Raw genomic sequence first — 19,930 nt, forward strand, 5'->3', positions numbered from 1 at the left:
TTTAATTTTTTTATTTTAATTACCGTTTTCGTTATTTCCCAATATGTACATTATTTGAAGCCCGAATGTTAAAATTCGAATTTCGAATTTTCCCGCCTCGGCGGGATTCGGATTTACCTTCTTATGGTGCTTTTGCCGGGGGTGTTCACCTCTTCCCATTCCGAACAGAGAAGTTAAGCCCTCCATGGCCGATGGTACTGCAATACAATGTGGGAGAGTAGGTAGGTGCCATATTTATTGAACCCGATCAGTTTACTGGTCGGGTTTTTTTGTGTTCCTGTATAAATAAATATCACTTCCCATACCGGTGCACCGCAGGCGCATAAGTCTGCTGCATGGGATAAGCCTCATGGCCGATGACCTGCAATACAATGTGGGAGCCCCGCTGTTGCAGCGGGGTAAAATGCGGTAGGTGCCATGTTTATTGAAAAGCTGTCCCGTAAACCTGTTCAGAAGGGTATGCCACTAAGGCTCAAACCTGCCTGCCGGCAGGCAGGAACACAAAGTTCCATATTCCCGGATTTTATTTTCCTCGTGTTTTTTCTTTTGAGCCTCTTTTTATTGCTTATGCAACGCTTTGGGTTCCGGGATGATCAAACAGGAAACGGGGATATATGAAAAATATTTCAATCATTACTTTACTCTTCTTTAGCCTTTCCTGCTCAAAGAAAGACAGCCCGGATATGGAGATCAAAGATTTACCAAAACCAATCCAAACCCTGATAGATGAAGCACAACAGGAATGCCCTACCTGTGGTATTACGATAGCAAAATATCAATACAATAAAAGTATAGTTTACGGAACTGTTTGCGGAGGTATATCTGAGTCGCAGGGACTTTGGTGTGATTGCATCATGGTTTATTATGACCAGGATGGAGCATTAATAAAGTATGAAGAAGGGACATATAAAGATATAAACGAGGAAAAAAAATTGATTAAAGAAATTTACCGTTGTAGCGAATAGTTCATTACGGCAGGATATTCGTGATGCTGAATAACCTGTAACAAAAACGAACACTATTGTATCATAAACATGCACTTTGCCTGCCTGCCGTATCCCCAATTACCTGATACTCATAAAAATAATAAACCGGCATTGCAATTGTGCTTTTGAAGGAAACCCGGTTTGTAATGTTTAAAAATTATTTTAAAACCGCTGTTCGCAATGTATGGAAGCATAAAACTTTTTCTTTCATAAACATAACCGGCTTAACGGTTGGCTTAACAAGCTTTATACTGATTGCATTGTTCATCTTCGATGAATTTACTTTCGACCGGATTCATACGAATGCCGATAATATTTACCGTGTAGTTGAAAGCAAAACATCTGCAGAGGGTAAAACCTCCAAAAGATCCGGTACCGGTTTCCTGGTTTCCGCAAGGGCAAAAGCTGCTTTTCCCGAGATCAGGGACGTAGCACGTATCTCAACATACTGGCGTGCAGAAATTAAGCCGGGCAATCAACATGCAAACATCTTTCATGAATATGTTACAGCCGGCAACCCCGGTTTTCTGAATGTATTCAGCTATCCTTTACTGTACGGCCACCGGAGCAGTGCATTAACGGAGCCCCGGTCCGTTATTCTTACCGAAGAAACAGCACAGAAGTTTTTTGGCAGGACAGATGCGGTTGGAGAACTGTTGTTTTTTGATAATGATTCCGTTCCCTTTAAAGTAACCGGGATTTTGAAAAACTTTCCCGCAAATTCAAGTATTTCTTATAATCTCCTTATATCGGAATCTACCATCCTGGGCATACCGGAAGCGCAAAAGCACTTTTCCGGTGACTGGACATCCGGCGCTTTTGCCACTTATTTTTTATTGAACAACAATACCGATATCTCTGCTTTAAATACCAGCCTGGATAACCTTATTGCTTCAAACCATACGCCCGATCCTGGCGTTAAAAGCCAGGTTCAGCTACAGCCATTAAAAGATATTCATTTTTATTCTAACGATATTGAGGGCAACTCCGGCAAAAAAGGAAATGTTTATTATGTCTGTGTTTTTTTGATTGTTGCCTGCTTCATCATTTTTATCGCCTGCATCAATTACATGAACCTTTCTACCGCACGGTTTACAAACAGGGGAAAGGAAATAGCCGTACGCAAAGTTGCGGGAGCATCAAGAACCACGCTCATAAAGCAATTTCTTACAGAAGCATTACTGGTAACTATTTTTTCCGTATTGCTTTCGCTTATGCTCGTAGTTGTTTTATTGCCTGCTTTTAATTCATTCACGGAAAAGCACCTCACCCTTAACATCCATACCGATTACCGGATATGGGCAGGTATTTTTTTTATGATAGCAGTTGTTGCTTTATCGGCGGGTCTTTACCCGGCTTTATTTCAATCGGGCCTTAATCCTTTATCGTTGTTAAAAGGCAAAATCCAGTTGGGGCGTGGTAATATTTCTTTACGGCGCTCACTGGTTGTTTTCCAGTTTGTGATCTCCATAGTTCTTATTGCAGCTACCATAATTATTTACCAGCAAATGCAATATGTAAATGATAAAGACATGGGGTTTGATAAAGATAAGGTTGTGGTTATTGATATTAATAGCGGTTATGTGCGCCGCAGTGCCGCAACAATAAAAGACGAATTTGCAAAGCTTGCACAGGTTAAATCGGTTTCTGTAACATCAACAGTTCCCGGCGCCTGGAAAACCATTCCCGTTGTAAAAGTGAATACAGACAACAGTAATCCCACAAGCGGAAAAGACATGTATTACTTTGGCGTGGATGGCCAGTTTCTCTCAACGTATAATATTGAATTATTAAAAGGCAGGAATTTTTTTCCGTCAGGCAATGCAGATGCTGATGCCGTGCTTATTAATGAAACTGCTGCAAAAGCGTTTGGGATAAAGGATGCCCTGGATCAGCCGGTAACAATTCTGTCTGCAAAATTCGGCGGTGACAGCCGTTCTGCGGTAGAGAAACCATTTACCGTGAATATTGCAGGCATAGTGAAGGATTTCAATTTTCAGTCTTTGCACGAGCCGATTGCTCCGATGATGATGGGATTTAACAAAACCCTGGGTGCAGATTTTGGTTATCTGACCGTGAAATTTGCAGGCGGCGATGTTGACGGATTACTGAAAAAAATGAATGCTATTCTCCACCGTGTAGACCAGACGCATCTTTTTGAATATCATTTCCTGGATAAGCAATGGGATTTGCTTTATCGTGATGATAAAATAAGACAAACCATTTTTCTTGTTGTTTCGCTGCTTGCTATTTTTATAGCAGCATTGGGATTGTTAGGTCTTACCATTTATGCAGCAGAACAACGTGTAAAGGAAATCGGCATACGCAAAGTATTGGGCGCAAAGGTCAGCAGCATTGTTCTTATGCTTTCAAAAGATTTTTTAAAGCTGGTGCTTATCGCAGCCCTGGTTGCAATTCCTGTTGCATGGCTCTTTATGCATAAGTGGCTGGAAGATTTTGCTTACAGGATAAACATCAGCCTGTGGGTTTTTGTTTTATCTGCCCTGGTGGCAGTTGTAATTGCTATGGCAACAATTGGTTTACAGGTAATAAAAGCAGCGATTGCAAACCCGGTGAAGAGCCTGAGAACGGAGTAAATGATTATCTGTGAAGCTTCATCGGGGGCGGTGATCCTTTTTTTGCCAGTGATTTATTCCATTACCAGCTTACCAATGATCCACTCATTCAGTTTTTCCCTCTGCTCCGGGAAAGTCCAGTGCCCGGTTTCAGGAACTATAAACAGTTCTTTTGGCGCACCAATTACATTATAGGCAGCAAACATAGAGGTAGGCGGACAGGTTTCATCATTAAAGCCCAGCGTATATATGCCCGGCACTTTTAATTGTCTTGCAAAATTCACCACATCATAATATCCTGCCGTATTGATCTTTTCTCTGGTGTTGTTGAATGCAAGATTATTTTGGGCGAATAAATGCGGCCAGCCCCCGGCGCGGCCTTTCAGGTAGCCGGTAACATCGGAAAGGGCGGGGTAAAATACGGCCAGGAATTTTACACGGGGATCAAGCGCTGCGGTTACAATAGATAAAGCGCCACCCTGGCTGCCTCCGATCACGGCAAGATGCTCGCCGTCGTATTGCGGTAAGCTGGTTAAGAAATCATTGGCGCGTACGCAGCCCAGGTATACGCGCTTGTAATAATAGCGGTCTTTATCATCAAGATTATAATTCCAGTAACCTGCAAGAGCGCCTGTGGCAAGACTGTTGTATACCGAAACATCCATATTGACCGGAACACCATGTATACCGATCTGGAAAGTGATCACTCCTTTTTCCGCATTGGCAATATCCCCGGCATAAGGCCGCACACCGGCGCCGGGTACCTGGAGCAATGCCGGGTATTTTCCTTCTTTTTTGGGTACGCATAAAATGCCGTATAATCTTGCACCCGCCTTATAATTCTGCAGGTTTACATGATACACATTTACATTTTCAGTGCATCGCTCGGGCAGCAGGGTCATTCTTGCGTCAACGGGTATTGCTGCCAGCTCTGCTTTTGCATTGTTCCAATAAGCGCTGAAGTCTGATGGGTTTTCAACAGTTGGCGTTATCTGCAATGGATTGAAAGCCGCTGTCGCCAATCCCCTGTAACTTTTGCCATTTACCATCGCGGTTGCTATACAGCGCAGGAAGCCTGATGTTTTCATGGTGCCTCCGTCTATATTAAGCGTTCCGTTTGTTATGGTGAGCGAATCTTTTTTTATCGCTTCCATTTTTTCGGGTCCAACCTCGTACTTCACCACTGTGTTCTTCAATGCATTGCCGTTTTGTAAAACGGTGATCGTGAACTTTACTTTTTCACCAGGCTTATATATCCAGTTGGTATGATCCGGGGCAACCACCACTTTGATCATTTGCCGGGCGGGTTGACCCTGACTGCGGGCAATAAAAGCAGAAAAGATCAGCAGCAGTGCAATGCGGCGGATGGTTATAGATATTTGAGCAGGCATAAAAAAAGTTTTATTTGAAAATAAGTAAATTTTGAAAGGTTTCGAAACAAGCGGTGTATTCGGGAGCCATTTTAAATGCAAAAGTGGAAACTTGAAATACCTTCTTTTTGCGATTGATAGAATTGTTTTCAAAATATTTAATATATTTAACATAAGAAATTCCCTTGCCATTGAAAAAGATCAGAACGCTCCTGGTTACATTTAATAATGCTATTCCCGCTTATCAGATCAGCGCTTTCCGGGGCGCCGTAATAGAAAAAGTTGGTCACGAAAATATATTATTCCATAATCATCTTGGTGAGGATAAGTATGTTTATGCTTATCCCCTGATACAGTACAAACATGTTCACAACCAACCCGCTATCTTTTGTGTTGATAGCGGGGTTGAAGAAATACACCATCTTTTTGAGCAGAGAAACTGGACCATTCAACTGCTCGGGCAAAAAACAGATTTGAAGGTTGACCGTTTGGATATGAAAACCACTACACTGAACATCTGGGATAGATCTTTCAGTTACACCATATACCGCTGGCAGGCACTTAATGAAAGCAATTACCGGAAATATCAGGCACTCGACAGCATGACTGAAAAAATAAGCATGCTTGAAAGTATACTGGTTGGCAATATTCTTTCTTTTGCCAAGGGTGTGGAGTGGCAACTGGAGAAGCCCATTGAACTTACCATTTCCGATATACAATACGAACGTTTGAATAAAATGAAAGACATAAAAGTAGCAGCACTTAATCTTAGCTTCAGATGCAATGTTTTTTTACCTGATTATCTTGGGTTGGGAAAGGGCGTAAGTAAGGGATTTGGAGTAGTAAAGCAAATAAGAAGTAAACAGGAGTTTAATTCATAACCAAAATAAATATGCAGGCAGAGCCATTGATATACGGTTTAGCTGGTTTTTTGCATGACATTGGAAAGTTTTGGCAAAGAGCAGATGTGCTGTGGGAAGATTCAGAAAATCTCCAAAAGACAAAGGGAATTATTCAGCAGATCTGTCCCAACAGACCTGATGGAAGGCCAGGATATCAACACGTAATTTGGACTTATGCTTTCATAGACAAGCATCATGACAAATTTATCCGCGCTGGGTTGGGCGACAAGTCGTTGATGCAAGAGCAATTGATTAATCTGGCAGCCTACCACCATAAGCCTTCAACGCCAGATCAGGGATTAATAACGCTGGCTGATATCTGCAGTAGTGGTTTAGATAGGAGTAACGATCAGGTACTGTTGAGAAACCCGGAGTGGAACTGGGATAAGTATAAATCAGTTCCATTCGTAAGTCCTTTTGCCATTCTTGGAAAGCAAAAGGGAACAGCGTCTGATGTAGTTTATCAAGCTCAGCAGCTGGCGATAGGAGAAACAGTTTTTCCAACTTCAGTAGCTCAGGTGGATAACAAAATGTTGTATCCGGAACTTTGGAAATCATTTGAGAATGAGTTTAATAAATTACCAGATGCCAATCCGAATGCATTCATTTTCTCTTTGTATCATTTACTAAAAAAATATACCAGTTTCATTCCGGCCAGCACCCAGGACTACCCGGAAAGCAGTTTGTTTGAACACTTAAAAACTACTGGTGCATTCGCTCATTGTTTCGCGGCTTATAAAGAGGAATTTCCGGAAACATTTGGTAATGAAAACAGGATAAGCAGTATTGCTCAGGGCACTTACCCTATCAAGCTTTTTTGTGGCGATATTAGTGGCATACAGTCTTTCATATACAATATAACAAATAAAGCAGCAGCAAAAAGCTTAAAGGGGAGAAGTTTTTATGTACAATTACTGGCAGAAAGCATTGCACAGGAAGTTTTATCAGCATGTGGCTGTTCGCTTATTAACCAGGTTTACGCTGCAGGTGGAAAGTTCTATTTACTGCTACCCAATACTTCTAAAGTAAATCAGGTAATTAAAGAATACGGGCCAAAATTGGAGGATACCTTATGGAAGGAGTATAAGGAACAATTATCTGTAAACATGGATGGAATCAATTTCAGCTTTGTTCTTGGCGGTGAGAGACCATTAATAATGGCTGAAGGAGACGATGCATTGTTAGATGTGGGTGTTTTATGGAAGAAACTTGCAGAGAAAACAAGCGCCCGTAAAAGAAGAAGGTTTGAAAATGTATTTATAAACTCATTTGACGAATTATTAAATAAACCTCTTGGTACCGGAGGTGAAGTTAATATTTGTGCTGTTTCAGGAATTGAAATTGATGGGAAAGGCGTTAAAATCAATACGGAAGATGTGGAACAAGGGGACAAGGAGGATATATGGATAGATATTTCTATGAGTAAATTAATAGATATTGGGCGCGATCTATACGAACATAAATATCTTGTTGCTCTAAGGAATCACGCAAAAGGAAAATATTTTGCCGGGGCCTTCAGTAAATGGGATATGCTGCAAAAAGGCGATACCGCTAATCAACAGAACATCAAACACTGGATTAGAACAGATCATGAAGATGCGATAAGACTAATGCCCGATGGATTTACTCCACATAATGACAACGGATTGGGGTGGCGTTTGTATGGGGGCTGCAGGATGGCAAGTACAGATGACAGGCCTGCCACTTTTGAAGAAATAGTAAAAAAGGAAGAGGGTGAAAATGGAACCCGGATGGGTGTTCTTCGTATGGATGTAGATAATCTGGGCGAGTTGTTTATGAACGGGTTCCCTGAAAACAAGCGGAGTTTTAGCGCTCTGGCTACTTTGAGCAGCATGCTTGACCTGTATTTCAGCGGTCATTTAAACTTTATCCGGAACAAAGAAGCGTACAGGGATAGGGTAAATATTATTTATAGCGGCGGGGATGATCTGTTTGCTGTGGGCCGGTGGGCAGAATTGATTGCATTTGCCGCTGAAGTACGTTCCGGGTTCAGAAAATTTGTGGGAGGGAGAGAAGATATCAGCTTAAGCGGGGGTATGGTAATGGTGGGCCCTAAATTTCCCATTGCTAAGGCCGCCGAACTTGCAGGTGAGGCAGAAGCGACTGCAAAGAAATATAAAATAGCCAGGATAGCAAACGAATCTGAAGATGCCTGGTTAAGCAGAAAACCGGAGAAGAACGCGGTTACCATATTTAATGTTTCAGTGAGCTGGCAATACGATTGGGACTTTATGGTGCAATTTAAAACAGATATGGTGCAATGGATATTTTATGAAGAAGTAATCAGCAAGGGACTCCTGATGAAGCTTTTTGATTATTATGCTCAATACGCCAGAGGCGAACCCGACTGGCAATGGAATAGCGCTTATACCATGGCACGCATGAAAAGCAGGAACAATGGGGTAAAGAATGATATTCTTGATCGTATAAAAATTTTACTCTATTCCGGCAGCTACAATAACCAGTTTCATAATATTTCATTCGATACTATAATTGCAGCGGCAAGATGGGCTGAATTAGAAATTAAACAATTAAAAAAATAAAATATGGCAGCTTCATATGACAGTAGCAGACATAGGACCGATTATGGTGGACAAGGAAGGAACCCCCAAAAAACGAAAGACATGCAAAAGCCACCCAAAATAGATACTTCAATGCTCGAAAATGGAATAAGTGCTTCACAAATTGAAAATTTAAAAGAATGGGGAAAATATTTTGCAAACGATGAAGGGGGAGTAAAAGTTACGACAAGCCAATTAAGGAAATTTTTTGGGGAGATTAAACGCATTCAGGCTGATTTTGAAAATGCGAGTATGGATTTAATTTTATTAGATCCCAAAATTGCTTATGCAGTCGGAAGGGCAAAAAAAGAGGCCAGGGGAGATAAGAAGGTTAAGATTGAGGATTTTTATAACCAAATAGCTCCAATGGTTTCAAAGATTGGGAATAGTCAAAAAAAATTCAAACACTTTGTTCAGATATGCGAAGCTATTGTGGCATATCATAAACAATATGGAGGCGATAATTAATATTTAAATTACATTATTATGAAACTGTACAAAAAAATTAGTATAGCGGGAAAGATTGAATTGTTGACGGGTATTCATATTGGCGACTCTAAAGACAGTATTGATATTGGAGGAGTTGATAGCCCTGTTGTAAGGAGAAAGGATGATAATCGCCCCTATATTCCTGGTAGTTCATTAAAAGGAAAAATGAGGAGTTTGCTGGATATTGCTTATGGCAAAACGGACACTACTAAATCACCAGAACACCCTATTGGAAAACTTTTTGGTGCATTGGCGCCAGATAAAAACATAAGTGGTAATCCAAGCAGGTTGATTGTAAGAGATGCAAACTTAAATAAAGAAAGTGCAAATGAAATTCAAGCAAAGGGGTTTACTGATATGCCTTATACAGAAATAAAATTTGAAAACACCATTGATCGTATTCAGGGAAAAGCTTCTAATCCACGCCAATTTGAAAGAGTGCCAGCAGGTGCCATTTTTGATGTTGGGTTTGTTATTAATGTGGTTGCTGAAACTGACACGGAAGCTGCGGAAGCTGAAAAAGAGTTACTTGATTTGTTTTATGCGGGCATCAGACTATTGGAAGATGATTACCTGGGTGGCAGCGGCAGCAGAGGCTACGGGCAGGTTAAGTTTACTCTTAATGATCCGGTTCATAAAACAGCAGAACAATACCTCCATGCTACAGTATAATTTCGATATTATTCGTTTTCGCTTCACAACACCCTTACATATTGGCAACGAGCGAAGCGACTACAGTACCGGTGCTGCACTACTGCAAAGCGATGCATTGTATGCGGCCATTTGCCATGCATGGGCCAGGTTGGGTAAGGCAGAATGGATACCTGCAGAAGAAAATGAACATTATGAGTTTACCGTTAGCAGTCTTTTTCCTTTTATAAATTACGAAGAGGGCAGTTCTTATTTTTTACCACGCCCCATGTTATTATTAGGGGAGAAGGAGCCTGGGTTATTCATAGATACCAGTGTGCGGAAAGCTTTGAAAAAAATACAATGGGTGGATATTCCGGTATTCGAAGCGCTGGCTTCAGGAAACCCCTTGGAGCATAATAAAACTTTTTTCGATAACGGCTATCAGTCGGTGAAAGAATTGTCAGGCGATGGTAAAAAGAAACCAGTTATCCCAATCAGTAACCAGGTAATGCCAAGGGCATCCATCAGCCGAACTGGTATGGAGGATACGTTAATCTATTATATTGACCGGTATTATTTTCACGAGCGGGCCGGGTTATATGCTATAGTGAAATTTGAAAATGAGGAAATGAAATCCAAGGTATTGTCCGCATTAAGGCTTTTAGAGGAAGATGGGCTTGGTACAGACAGAAATGTTGGACATGGAAAATTCAAATGCACGTTTGACCAGGTTTCAATACACCTGCCCGGGGAGACGGACTATGCGGTAAATATTGGAATGTACTGTCCCGGTGATAAAAAGGAATGGGAGGCGTTTACGGAATATGGAAAATCATATCCCCGTTCCGGATTTAGCCTCCTTCGGCGTGGCGGGTGGATGAGCGAGCCCCGCAATACCTGGCGCAAATGCGGTGTGTATATGGCACAACCCGGAGGCGTATTTAAAACAAGCGGCAGCTTAATAGCCGGTAAGGTAGTGAATGTTGAACCCATTGGCGAAGGCATTAATACGGGCCACCCGGTTTGGCGCAATGGCCGAAGTATTTTTTTACCATGTAAAGGATGAGCGTATGAAGACGCATGAAGTTTTACATTTTAATCTGGAAGTAATAACTCCCACTCATATAGGAATGGGTAAAGAAAAAGAATATACAGAAGGGTTAGACTTTTTGTATGATCAAAGTGTTGGCGAATATGTAGTGCTTAAACCCGATGTGATATTAAAGCAAATTGGCAGCAAAGATATTTCCTTAATTTCTAATCAGCTAAGGAGTGGGAATACAAAGGATTTTTCAAACTATCTTCTCAAAAAGAATTTGATTAATGATCAGTCTATTCGATATACATGGTCAAGTCGGTATCCTCCGGGCCGGGAGCCGGTTAAGTCAACCTACAGAGATGCTATGGGAGCTTGGACAATTCCCGGCTCTTCAATTAAAGGAGTAATCAGAGGAATTATTTTAAAATATTTATACAATCCAGCTACTACCTACAATCCTAAAAATTTGCTCGGGGAGATAAAAAATGATCCGCTAAGATTTTTGCAGGTAACTGATTGCCCGGTTGAAGGATTGCCAGCTATTTATCCTGTAAAAATATTTTCTGCAGATGTGGAAAATGATATCGAAACCGGGAAATGGAAACATGAAAGACGTGGTGGGCATGATGGGAAATTTAATAGTAGGGGATTTGTATCGTATTATGAAATGTTAACTGATGGAATTTATAAAACTGGTGTAGCAAAAGGCAAATTTAGAATTGGATGGGGCACAACAAGTGAGGTTTACCTGAAAAAGAGAATGGATATGCCAAATTTTGAAAAATTGTTTGGACATCAGGATCAAAACTGGTTACTCGGTATAATACAAAAGCATACGGATCAATACTTGCAGCAAGAAATCGACTTTTTTGAAATTTATCCCAATGAAGAGTTATCTGATGAAAGTTTTTGGGAAGAACTCCATTGGTTAAAAGAAGAGAATTTAAGAAATACCAAATCATGTTTGATTAGGGTTGGCTCTAATGTTGGGTATCATTCCATCACGGGAAACTGGGAATTTTTGGATTATGTTGATGCAGTAAAAAGAAACCGGGGAAGAATGGTTAAAGGAGTGGAGAAGGCATTTAAAACAAGGAAACTGGTTTTTGATTTTAACGATGAAAATGAAAGACGGTTTGCGCTTCCCGGTTTTGTCAGAATAACACTTGCATGATGAGCGGAATGCGTACTCAAAAAGCGTATTGTTTCCGGGCGAAATCGTTTTTAAGCTGCAATGTTGATTGTTGAGCGATAAAGGATAAAGAATGTTTAAATAGCCAGTTAATCATGCAAATTTGAAAGTTTACTTTAAATCTACGTGGTTAATTCAATTCAGGATGCATCAAAGGAATCTGGATGATGTTATTCGTAAAGAATCCGTGCCATACACAGGTTGGAAACATCACATAGTAATACCACAGGTTACTGAATAAAGGATAAAAGGGAGGGGTATGGAGTTGAAGGGTTCTTAAACGAATTTCTTATGCCTGAAAAGTAGAAGTGATGAGCAATCTGCTTAACGTTCTCATATTGAGATACGCAATGTTTTTTGTAAATACTTGTTGGAATAATGAAAATTAAATGAAAATAAATGAACATACTTGTCATTACATTAGGCAATAGCGATATACAGATCAGGAAGAAGCCCGATACAGGATTTACAATTGATGATAATGGTAAGACTGGAATAGTTTTAAAGAAAACCGGCCTACCGGAGATAACGCTGAAGCAAAACAGGGGTTACCCGGAATACCTGTTGGCAAGTCCGCGTAAGGGAGGAAAACTTATCAATGAAAACTATACCGGGTTTAAGGATATTCTTGAATTCCCGATCATTACGCCTTTGTTGAGTTTGTTTGAAAAAAAAGATGTGATCTTTCATGAAGTGTGGTGGGTTTATACCGATCAGACAGATGCGACCGAACATTTTAAAGAGTCGGATACCTTGTTTTTCAGATCCATTCTTCAGCAATATTTTAATGACAGATTCTCTTCGTTACGCTACCATGATTATGCTATAAGCAAGCACGTGAAAAACATAGACTATCAATATGAGTCATTTTACCAAAAAGCATTGAACATTATAAGCAGAAGGGAAGAAATAGATAAAATATATCTTTTGCCACAAGGCGGTATTGACCAGATCAATCATGCCTTAACCCTGCAATTCATCCAATTGTTTAAAGAAAAGGTGATCATTTACCAAAATGCGGAGTTGTCTGAGCCGGTCCAATTGAAATTCACCCGTCTCTTTTTGAACGATCTTACCAAACACAATGTAATCAAGCATGTTAGAGATTATGACTTTGACAAAGCAGAGGACTTAATTTTGGATAATTCTGAATTGAAGAAACTTTCTGGTTATGCGGCACGGCGGCTAAATTTATTGCATGATGCAATTGATGATAATGACCTGCCCGAAGAATATAAAGTAAAGTGGAATGAGTTGACTGAGGTTGAAAAGCGGAAAATAAAATTGCAGGATCTGGTTTATTCCTTCAAAATACAAATGAGACAAGGTAAATATAATGAAGCGATAATAAAGCTTTTCACGATTTCGGAGAGCATGTATAAAATCGAAATTGAGCAATATGTCGGGCATCTTCTTGATAGGTTTTTTGACAAAGCTTTGAAAAGCCCTGGGGATCAAAATGAAAAATGGGAAGGTTTCATTAATGAAAATCTGAACCGGAGCTATATTGAAAGGCTAAAGAAGAAGAAAGTTCACCTTAATAATCCCAATGCTATGAGTCTTTGCTATTTGTACAGGTGGTTATTAGTGGATAAAAAAAATCAATCCAAGTCAAAAGATCAGGAAATAAAAAAAGTCAACACTGTTATTTCAGATCTTCGTTTAAGAAGAAATGACATTGCACATTCATTGGGTTCTATTACCAAGGGAGATATCGATATTATACTTGACTACAGGAAAATTAGTATTGAAGCATTTTACAACTTCATTGACAAGATTGTTTTTACAAACGGGTTAGGGATTTATGAAAACATAAGAAGGAAGATTCTGGCTCACTATGGTGAAAACGTTTAAGTATCTTTTGTTTCCGTAAAAATGAACGAACTCCCCCACCATACCCTCACTCCCCAGCAATCAGAAGCACTTGAGCACTTAAAGCAATTTATATTAAACCCTGACGGCGAAGTGTTCATTCTTAAAGGTTATGCGGGTACCGGCAAAACCACGCTTATGGCTACCCTGGTGCAATGGTTAAAGCACGATGAAGCGGTAAATAAAAGATTTCAACCGCAGCTTTGCGCCACTACGGGCCGGGCGGCTAAAGTGCTGCGAGATAAAACCGGCTACGATGCCATTACCGTACATTCCCTTGTTTATTCTTTCAAAAATATTAACCAGGATATTGAGCAGGTTGAACAAAATATCAGGCGACCGCAGTTCAATCCCAAAACCAACCAGTTATTGCTGATGTTTGAATTACGGCCCCCTGCAGCTATGGGTGAAGGGGTAAAGCAGCAGGTAATTATCGTAGATGAAGCGTCTATGCTCAGCGATACGGATGGGGCAAGTGATTTCGCCATGTTTGGAACCGGTAAGCTCCTCACCGATTTAATGGCTTATGCAAAAAGCTGCAAACTGGTTTTTGTGGGGGATAGCTGCCAGTTGCCGCCTGTGCAGCAGGATTCTTCTCCTGCCCTCGATGCTTCGTATATAAGTGACACTTTTAATAAAAATGTAGCAGGCTGCGAGCTGACAGATATTGTGCGCCAGCAAAAAGAGCACAGCGTTTTAAAGCTGAGCCTGCCCCTGCGTCATTATACCGTTCACCCCCAGCCGGGGAATTACGCCATGCTGCCTGCAAAGGGACTTTCCAATATTGTAATACACAATAATACAGATGAACTTATAGACCATTATATTTCAAAAATAAAGAAGAACGGGTATCAGCAAACCATTATGATTACCCGTAGCAATAATTTTAATTTCCATATCAGCAGTTATGTACGCAAACAAATAGGGTTTCAAACGCAAATGCCGGTAGCGGGAGACCTGTTACTGATTACGCAAAACAATTACCTTGTGCCCCTGGTGAATGGAGATTTTGTGGAGATTACGGCTGTTGGACCCATGAAATTGCAGGCCAATATTCCGTTTGCTGAAATAACAGTTAAGGGCTTGCACGACGGGCAGCACCATAGTTGCTTACTGGCTTTATCGCCGCTCACCCGTACACGTCCCAACCTTAGTGCTGATGAATTCAGGTCCTTGATGATTGATTTAGCCCGACGGATGCGGCAAAAAAATATCAGTCAAAAGTCGCCCTTATTTACAGATGCTATGCGAACCGATCCATATCTCAACAGTTTGCGGGCAGCCTACGGTTATGCCGTAACTTGCAATAAAAGTCAGGGCGGCGAATGGCAGCATGTGTACCTGCATATGGAAACAAAAATACAGGGGTTGAAAAAGCCGGGTATTTACCGCTGGTGGTATACGGCTATCACCCGTAGCCAGCAGCAACTGCACCTGGCCGATGATTGGTTTATTTCTGTGTATGAGAAAGCATTTGAAACCCTGAATCCCTGATTTAGATCCTAAAAATATAGTAAGTATAAACGCCCAATGTGAAGATACATTAATAAAATATCGTAACTTTCTTTTGCCTTTCATATCTTATTTTCAACCCCTTCCAAAACCAGCCTGTTGATGAATATCATCCTAAATTCATTTGGCGTTTCCCTGCAAAAGGAGAATAACCTTTTTGCCATTTTTTCACAGGAGGGAAAACAACTTATCCCGCCCCGCGACGTAAAAAGCATCAGCATAAGTAAAGGGGCACGAATAAGCAGTGATGCGGTATTGCTTGCTATAGAAAATGAGGTAGATGTTTTCTTTATCAACCAGCTCGGCATGCCTCAGGGGAGGGTTTGGAGCAATCGCTACGGTTCTGTTTCCACTATCCGGAAAAATCAGCTGGAGTTTATTTATTCTTCCCGGTCGGTAGAGTGGATAAAGCAGCAGGTAAAAGACAAAATGGATAACCAGGTTGCTTTATTGCTTACCCTGCAAAATACTGATGACCGCGCCAACCGCATTGCCCAAAGTGTAATTAATGCCATTTCCGATCACAAAGCCAAGGTAACTAAGCTGGAAGGAATGATTGTAGCAGATATAGCTGCATCATTACGGGGTTGGGAAGGGGCCGCTACCAGAAGGTATTTTCAGGCACTCAATGAATACCTGCCTGTAAAGTACCGTTTTGAAGGACGAAGCCAGCACCCCGCCGCCGACATGTTTAACGCTTTGCTTAATTATGGCTATGGCATATTGTACGGTAAAGTAGAAGGAGCATTGATCAAAGCCGGGATTGATCCTTATATTGGCGTGTTTCACCGCGATGATTATAACCGGCCGGTATTGGTATATGATGTTATTGAACGGTACAGGGTTTGGGTAGATTATGTGGCTGTACGTTTGTGTTGTGAAGATGTTTTTACCGAAGAGTGCTTTAGTATTAAAAATGGGGCTTACTGGCTCGACGGATTGGGAAAGCGAATATTTGTGCAGGCTGTTCACGATTACATGGCTGAGATCATTAAAGTTGATCATACAGACCGCAGCCGGGATACCCATATTACGCTTTTTGCCCAGCGGCTTGCCCAATATTTTTTGGATACTCCCGGAAACTGATGTCTACCCTGTTAATTCATTCCATCATTAGCCTTCAAACAAACATTCGGTCATTAAAATCTTCTTTTCTGATGCTTACATTTGGATTAAACATACAGGCGCCGGGCGATCCGTTGCAAAAAACCACGGTGGCGGCTGTTGCCGGTAAAATCATGCATCCATCACCGGCATTTGCCAGCCGGATACAGCAACTCAGGCAGGTACAGATAATAGATGAAAAGCAATATCGCCGTCAAAAAGCTACATTACCTTATTTCTGTTGCGGCATATTTAATCCACCTGTACGCAGAAAAGAAAACTTTGCCGCACTTCATTATTTCACGCTTGATTTTGATCACTTTTCAGAAGCGGGCTTGTCTAAAGCCACTGCTTTTGAAAAATTGTCGGCTATTCCGCAGGTGCAATTGCTTTTTACAACTCCCGGCGGAGACGGGTTAAAAGTATTATTTAGGCTGAGCGAACGTTGTATCGATGCAGGTTTGTACACGCACTTTTATAAAGCTTTTGCAACCCATATTGCTATACAGTGTGGATTACAGAAGGCGATAGACGCAGTAACACACGATGTTACCAGGGCGGTATTTTTTAGTGCCGACCCTGAAGCATATTATAATGAAAACGCACTGGCAGTAAATATGCGGGATTATATAAGTGAAGACACGGGCACCGCGTTTATGGAGGTGGAAACGGCGTTTGATGCATTAGTAAAAGATACCGCTACGGTTGCTGGAAAAATATCGCGTGTTCCGCAGGAAGATTCAATAGCGCTGATCAGGCAGAAGTTAAATCCGGGTTACCTGCCTAAAAAGCAAAAAACAATTGTGGAGCCCGAAGAAGTAAACAGCATTTTAGAAACGATAGAAACAGAGCTGAATAAAAATGATATACAGCTAAAGGCTTCCCGCCCTATTCATTACGGAAGGCAGCTTACCGTACAAATGATGCAATACAGTGCGGAGTTGAATGTCTTTTACGGGAAAAAAGGTTTCACAGTGGTGCGTACCACCAAAACGGGTACCAATGCAGAGCTGGCTGATCTGGCATGGCAGGTATTGGACGCTTTTTTATGAGTCAGTATAACCTTTTAAGTTTTACATGTTATATGGCAAGACCACGCAAAAAAGAATACACGTTTATTGAAAAATTGCGGATGATAAAAGCGGCGGGTATTGTTACTGCAAAAACAACCGCTTTGTTGCCACCGACAAGCAAACCCGATGCTGGAGACGAAAAGCTACCTGTATTGAATGAGCGGATAAAGCAAATATTGCACATTATAAAAGATAAACCAATGAAAGCAACGGAAACCCTGTCTATGATACTTTATGATATTGAAGACAATAAAGTACGGAACCTGATCGCCAAATACCTGCTGGAGAAAGGGTGCATCCGTATTCAGAAATCGGTATATATGCTAAGGGCAAATCCGAAATTGTACACTGAAATTTGCCGGACGCTTAAGGAGGTGCAGGAATGTTATGAGAATACAGATAGCATTTTGCTGGTACCCATACCACACAATACACCCAGAAGTATGCAAATTATAGGCAAGGACATACAAATTACCTCTTTGGTAGATAAACCAAATGTTTTATTTTTTTAGGATGGCCGTTATCGTAACTTTAAGTAAGAAAGAGAGGAAAATCATGAGTAGTTTTTATTGTTTTATGAGTTCTTTTAAATATAATTATCTGAAAACCATAAATATGCAAAAAATGCGATCAGTAACCATCATCCAGCATAACAAGGATTAAGACAGGATTGTTTAAAACTATAGTAGATAAGCCCCACTATCAGTAACCATCATCCAGCATAACAAGGATTAAGACGTTTGAAACGCAACTGCTATACTCGTTTTCATTTATCAGTAACCATCATCCAGCATAACAAGGATTAAGACAACGCAACTGCTATACTCGAATTCGTTTTCATTATCAGTAACCATCATCCAGCATAACAAGGATTAAGACCGGTTGATTGCTTTTTCATAATAAAAAAATGCCGAATCAGTAACCATCATCCAGCATAACAAGGATTAAGACTATACTCGAATTCGTTTTCATGATTTTTGATTTTATATATCAGTAACCATCATCCAGCATAACAAGGATTAAGACTTACTCTTTTAAATTCTATTAGCCTGTAGAGCGAATCAGTAACCATCATCCAGCATAACAAGGATTAAGACCGGGTGAAGCGGGGGCATTAGTTTTGTTCCCCCATTATCAGTAACCATCATCCAGCATAACAAGGATTAAGACTCTTTTTCAAGTTCTAATCCGCCTTGATAATATTTATCAGTAACCATCATCCAGCATAACAAGGATTAAGACTCTGGCTTTTCCCATGTGGTTGTTTGCACCCACCCCAGATCAGTAACCATCATCCAGCATAACAAGGATTAAGACTCACATAGCTTTTTCTCATAAGTAGCATTTTGGTATCAGTAACCATCATCCAGCATAACAAGGATTAAGACATCTTCAGTTCATCATCTGTGCAATCTTCGATATTCTATCAGTAACCATCATCCAGCATAACAAGGATTAAGACACTCACATAAAACCTGGATCTCAGCCAATAACTCATGATCAGTAACCATCATCCAGCATAACAAGGATTAAGACGAATTAACTAGGGTTATAATTAGCTACTTTTCCATAATCAGTAACCATCATCCAGCATAACAAGGATTAAGACTCACATAGCTTTTTCTCATAAGTAGCATTTTGGTATCAGTAACCATCATCCAGCATAACAAGGATTAAGACATCTTCAGTTCATCATCTGTGCAATCTTCGATATTCTATCAGTAACCATCATCCAGCATAACAAGGATTAAGACACTCACATAAAACCTGGATCTCAGCCAATAACTCATGATCAGTAACCATCATCCAGCATAACAAGGATTAAGACGAATTAACTAGGGTTATAATTAGCTACTTTTCCATAATCAGTAACCATCATCCAGCATAACAAGGATTAAGACTATAGTTTGTTGCAGTGAGACATTATGCACTCTCTTCCATCAGTAACCATCATCCAGCATAACAAGGATTAAGACTTGTTGTTTGAGTTGTCATATTTTTCGTTTTTGAATCAGTAACCATCATCCAGCATAACAAGGATTAAGACAGGCCATTAAGCCTTTCCGATGATGATTTGATTTTTCTATCAGTAACCATCATCCAGCATAACAAGGATTAAGACCCTTGAAGTTGATCGCTGTTAAGATTACGTTTTTTGATCAGTAACCATCATCCAGCATAACAAGGATTAAGACATTTAAAGGCATTGCAATCAATATTCATTCAGCAGGATCAGTAACCATCATCCAGCATAACAAGGATTAAGACTGAAACCTGCCAGAAATCGCTATTAATTTTTTCTTTATTATCAGTAACCATCATCCAGCATAACAAGGATAAGTCATAATTTTTTTAGGCAAGCGCTTACAAAACCTGTTTCCTCCTTTTATTTTATTTCCCTAATTTCATTGGCATTAGCTGTTGCATAAATGGAACCTGGCCAATGAACATACTCTGGTATTATCTCAAACCGCATCGCTGGCTTATTGTACTGGCGCTTTCTTTAGCCGGAGCAGCCCAGTTGCTTACTTTGGTTGACCCGCTCATCTTTGGAAAGATCATTGATGATTATGCTACCAACCCCGGCAGCAAAACCGAAA

15 protein-coding genes, 1 rRNA gene and 1 CRISPR repeat array are annotated in these 19,930 nt (G+C 40.5%); of the genes, 15 read left to right on the top strand and 1 reads right to left on the bottom strand.

The annotated features are described in order from the left end of the window. Positions 1-122 precede the first annotated feature (122 nt). From rrf to PLH26_RS09915, 4 genes are all read left to right on the top strand, one after another. Positions 123-234: ribosomal RNA gene (gene rrf / locus PLH26_RS09900) — 5S ribosomal RNA — on the top strand. A 183-nt stretch (positions 235-417) separates the two neighbouring features. Continuing rightward, positions 418-618, top strand: coding sequence for a hypothetical protein (locus PLH26_RS09905; RefSeq protein WP_324585853.1), 201 nt, complete (start codon positions 418-420; stop codon positions 616-618). Further along, positions 615-965 carry a hypothetical protein gene (locus PLH26_RS09910; RefSeq protein WP_324585854.1) on the top strand — a complete coding sequence of 117 codons (351 nt, stop codon included), beginning with the start codon at positions 615-617 and terminating at the stop codon, positions 963-965. Before PLH26_RS09905 ends, PLH26_RS09910 begins: the two co-directional genes overlap by 4 nt. A 167-nt stretch (positions 966-1,132) precedes the next feature. Continuing rightward, on the top strand, positions 1,133-3,583 hold the full coding sequence (locus PLH26_RS09915) for an ABC transporter permease (protein ID WP_324585855.1): 2,451 nt from the start codon (positions 1,133-1,135) through the stop codon (positions 3,581-3,583). A 53-nt stretch (positions 3,584-3,636) separates the two neighbouring features. On the opposite strand, the gene PLH26_RS09920 is transcribed toward PLH26_RS09915, so the two are convergent. Beyond that, entirely contained in the window at positions 3,637-4,953 is a 1,317-nt protein-coding gene (locus PLH26_RS09920; RefSeq protein ID WP_324585856.1) for an acetylxylan esterase, read from the bottom strand. Positions 4,954-5,123: 170 nt separating this feature from the next. On the opposite strand from PLH26_RS09920, the gene PLH26_RS09925 reads away from it, so the two are divergent. From PLH26_RS09925 to cas2, 11 genes are all read left to right on the top strand, one after another. Further along, positions 5,124-5,813 (top strand): CRISPR-associated endonuclease Cas6, encoded by a 690-nt coding sequence (locus PLH26_RS09925; protein WP_324585857.1) that lies wholly within the window; start codon positions 5,124-5,126, stop codon positions 5,811-5,813. An 11-nt stretch (positions 5,814-5,824) separates the two neighbouring features. Continuing rightward, positions 5,825-8,398: a type III-A CRISPR-associated protein Cas10/Csm1 gene (cas10, locus tag PLH26_RS09930; RefSeq protein WP_324585858.1), complete on the top strand. Its 2,574-nt coding sequence runs from the start codon at positions 5,825-5,827 to the stop codon at positions 8,396-8,398. A gap of 3 nt (positions 8,399-8,401) precedes the next feature. Beyond that, positions 8,402-8,884, top strand: coding sequence for a type III-A CRISPR-associated protein Csm2 (gene csm2 / locus PLH26_RS09935; protein WP_324585859.1), 483 nt, complete (start codon positions 8,402-8,404; stop codon positions 8,882-8,884). Positions 8,885-8,902: 18 nt separating this feature from the next. Continuing rightward, positions 8,903-9,577, top strand: coding sequence for a type III-A CRISPR-associated RAMP protein Csm3 (csm3, locus tag PLH26_RS09940; RefSeq protein WP_324585860.1), 675 nt, complete (start codon positions 8,903-8,905; stop codon positions 9,575-9,577). After that, a complete protein-coding gene (gene csm4, locus PLH26_RS09945) occupies positions 9,564-10,604 on the top strand; it encodes a type III-A CRISPR-associated RAMP protein Csm4 (RefSeq protein WP_324585861.1) in 1,041 nt (346 codons plus the stop codon). The genes csm3 and csm4 overlap by 14 nt, the downstream gene beginning before the upstream one ends. A 4-nt stretch (positions 10,605-10,608) precedes the next feature. Continuing rightward, a complete protein-coding gene (csm5, locus tag PLH26_RS09950) occupies positions 10,609-11,751 on the top strand; it encodes a type III-A CRISPR-associated RAMP protein Csm5 (protein WP_324585862.1) in 1,143 nt (380 codons plus the stop codon). A gap of 417 nt (positions 11,752-12,168) precedes the next feature. Next, complete coding sequence (locus tag PLH26_RS09955) at positions 12,169-13,623, top strand: hypothetical protein (protein ID WP_324585863.1); 1,455 nt, start codon at positions 12,169-12,171, stop codon at positions 13,621-13,623. Between the two features lie 21 nt (positions 13,624-13,644). Then, the gene (locus PLH26_RS09960; protein WP_324585864.1) at positions 13,645-15,135 is read left to right on the top strand and encodes an ATP-dependent DNA helicase; all 1,491 of its coding nucleotides are present in this window, start codon (positions 13,645-13,647) and stop codon (positions 15,133-15,135) included. Between the two features lie 120 nt (positions 15,136-15,255). Next, a complete protein-coding gene (gene cas1, locus PLH26_RS09965) occupies positions 15,256-16,239 on the top strand; it encodes a CRISPR-associated endonuclease Cas1 (RefSeq protein WP_324585865.1) in 984 nt (327 codons plus the stop codon). A 71-nt stretch (positions 16,240-16,310) separates the two neighbouring features. Further along, positions 16,311-17,309 (top strand): CRISPR-associated primase-polymerase type B, encoded by a 999-nt coding sequence (locus tag PLH26_RS09970; RefSeq protein WP_324585866.1) that lies wholly within the window; start codon positions 16,311-16,313, stop codon positions 17,307-17,309. Between the two features lie 32 nt (positions 17,310-17,341). Continuing rightward, positions 17,342-17,842 carry a CRISPR-associated endonuclease Cas2 gene (cas2, locus tag PLH26_RS09975; RefSeq protein ID WP_324585867.1) on the top strand — a complete coding sequence of 167 codons (501 nt, stop codon included), beginning with the start codon at positions 17,342-17,344 and terminating at the stop codon, positions 17,840-17,842. Positions 17,843-17,959: 117 nt separating this feature from the next. Beyond that, a CRISPR array of direct repeats spans positions 17,960-19,674; the repeat unit is 37 nt; unit sequence ATCAGTAACCATCATCCAGCATAACAAGGATTAAGAC. Positions 19,675-19,930 lie beyond the last annotated feature (256 nt).

It is taken from the genome of Agriterribacter sp. (assembly GCF_035444585.1).
GTDB lineage: Bacteria > Bacteroidota > Bacteroidia > Chitinophagales > Chitinophagaceae > Agriterribacter.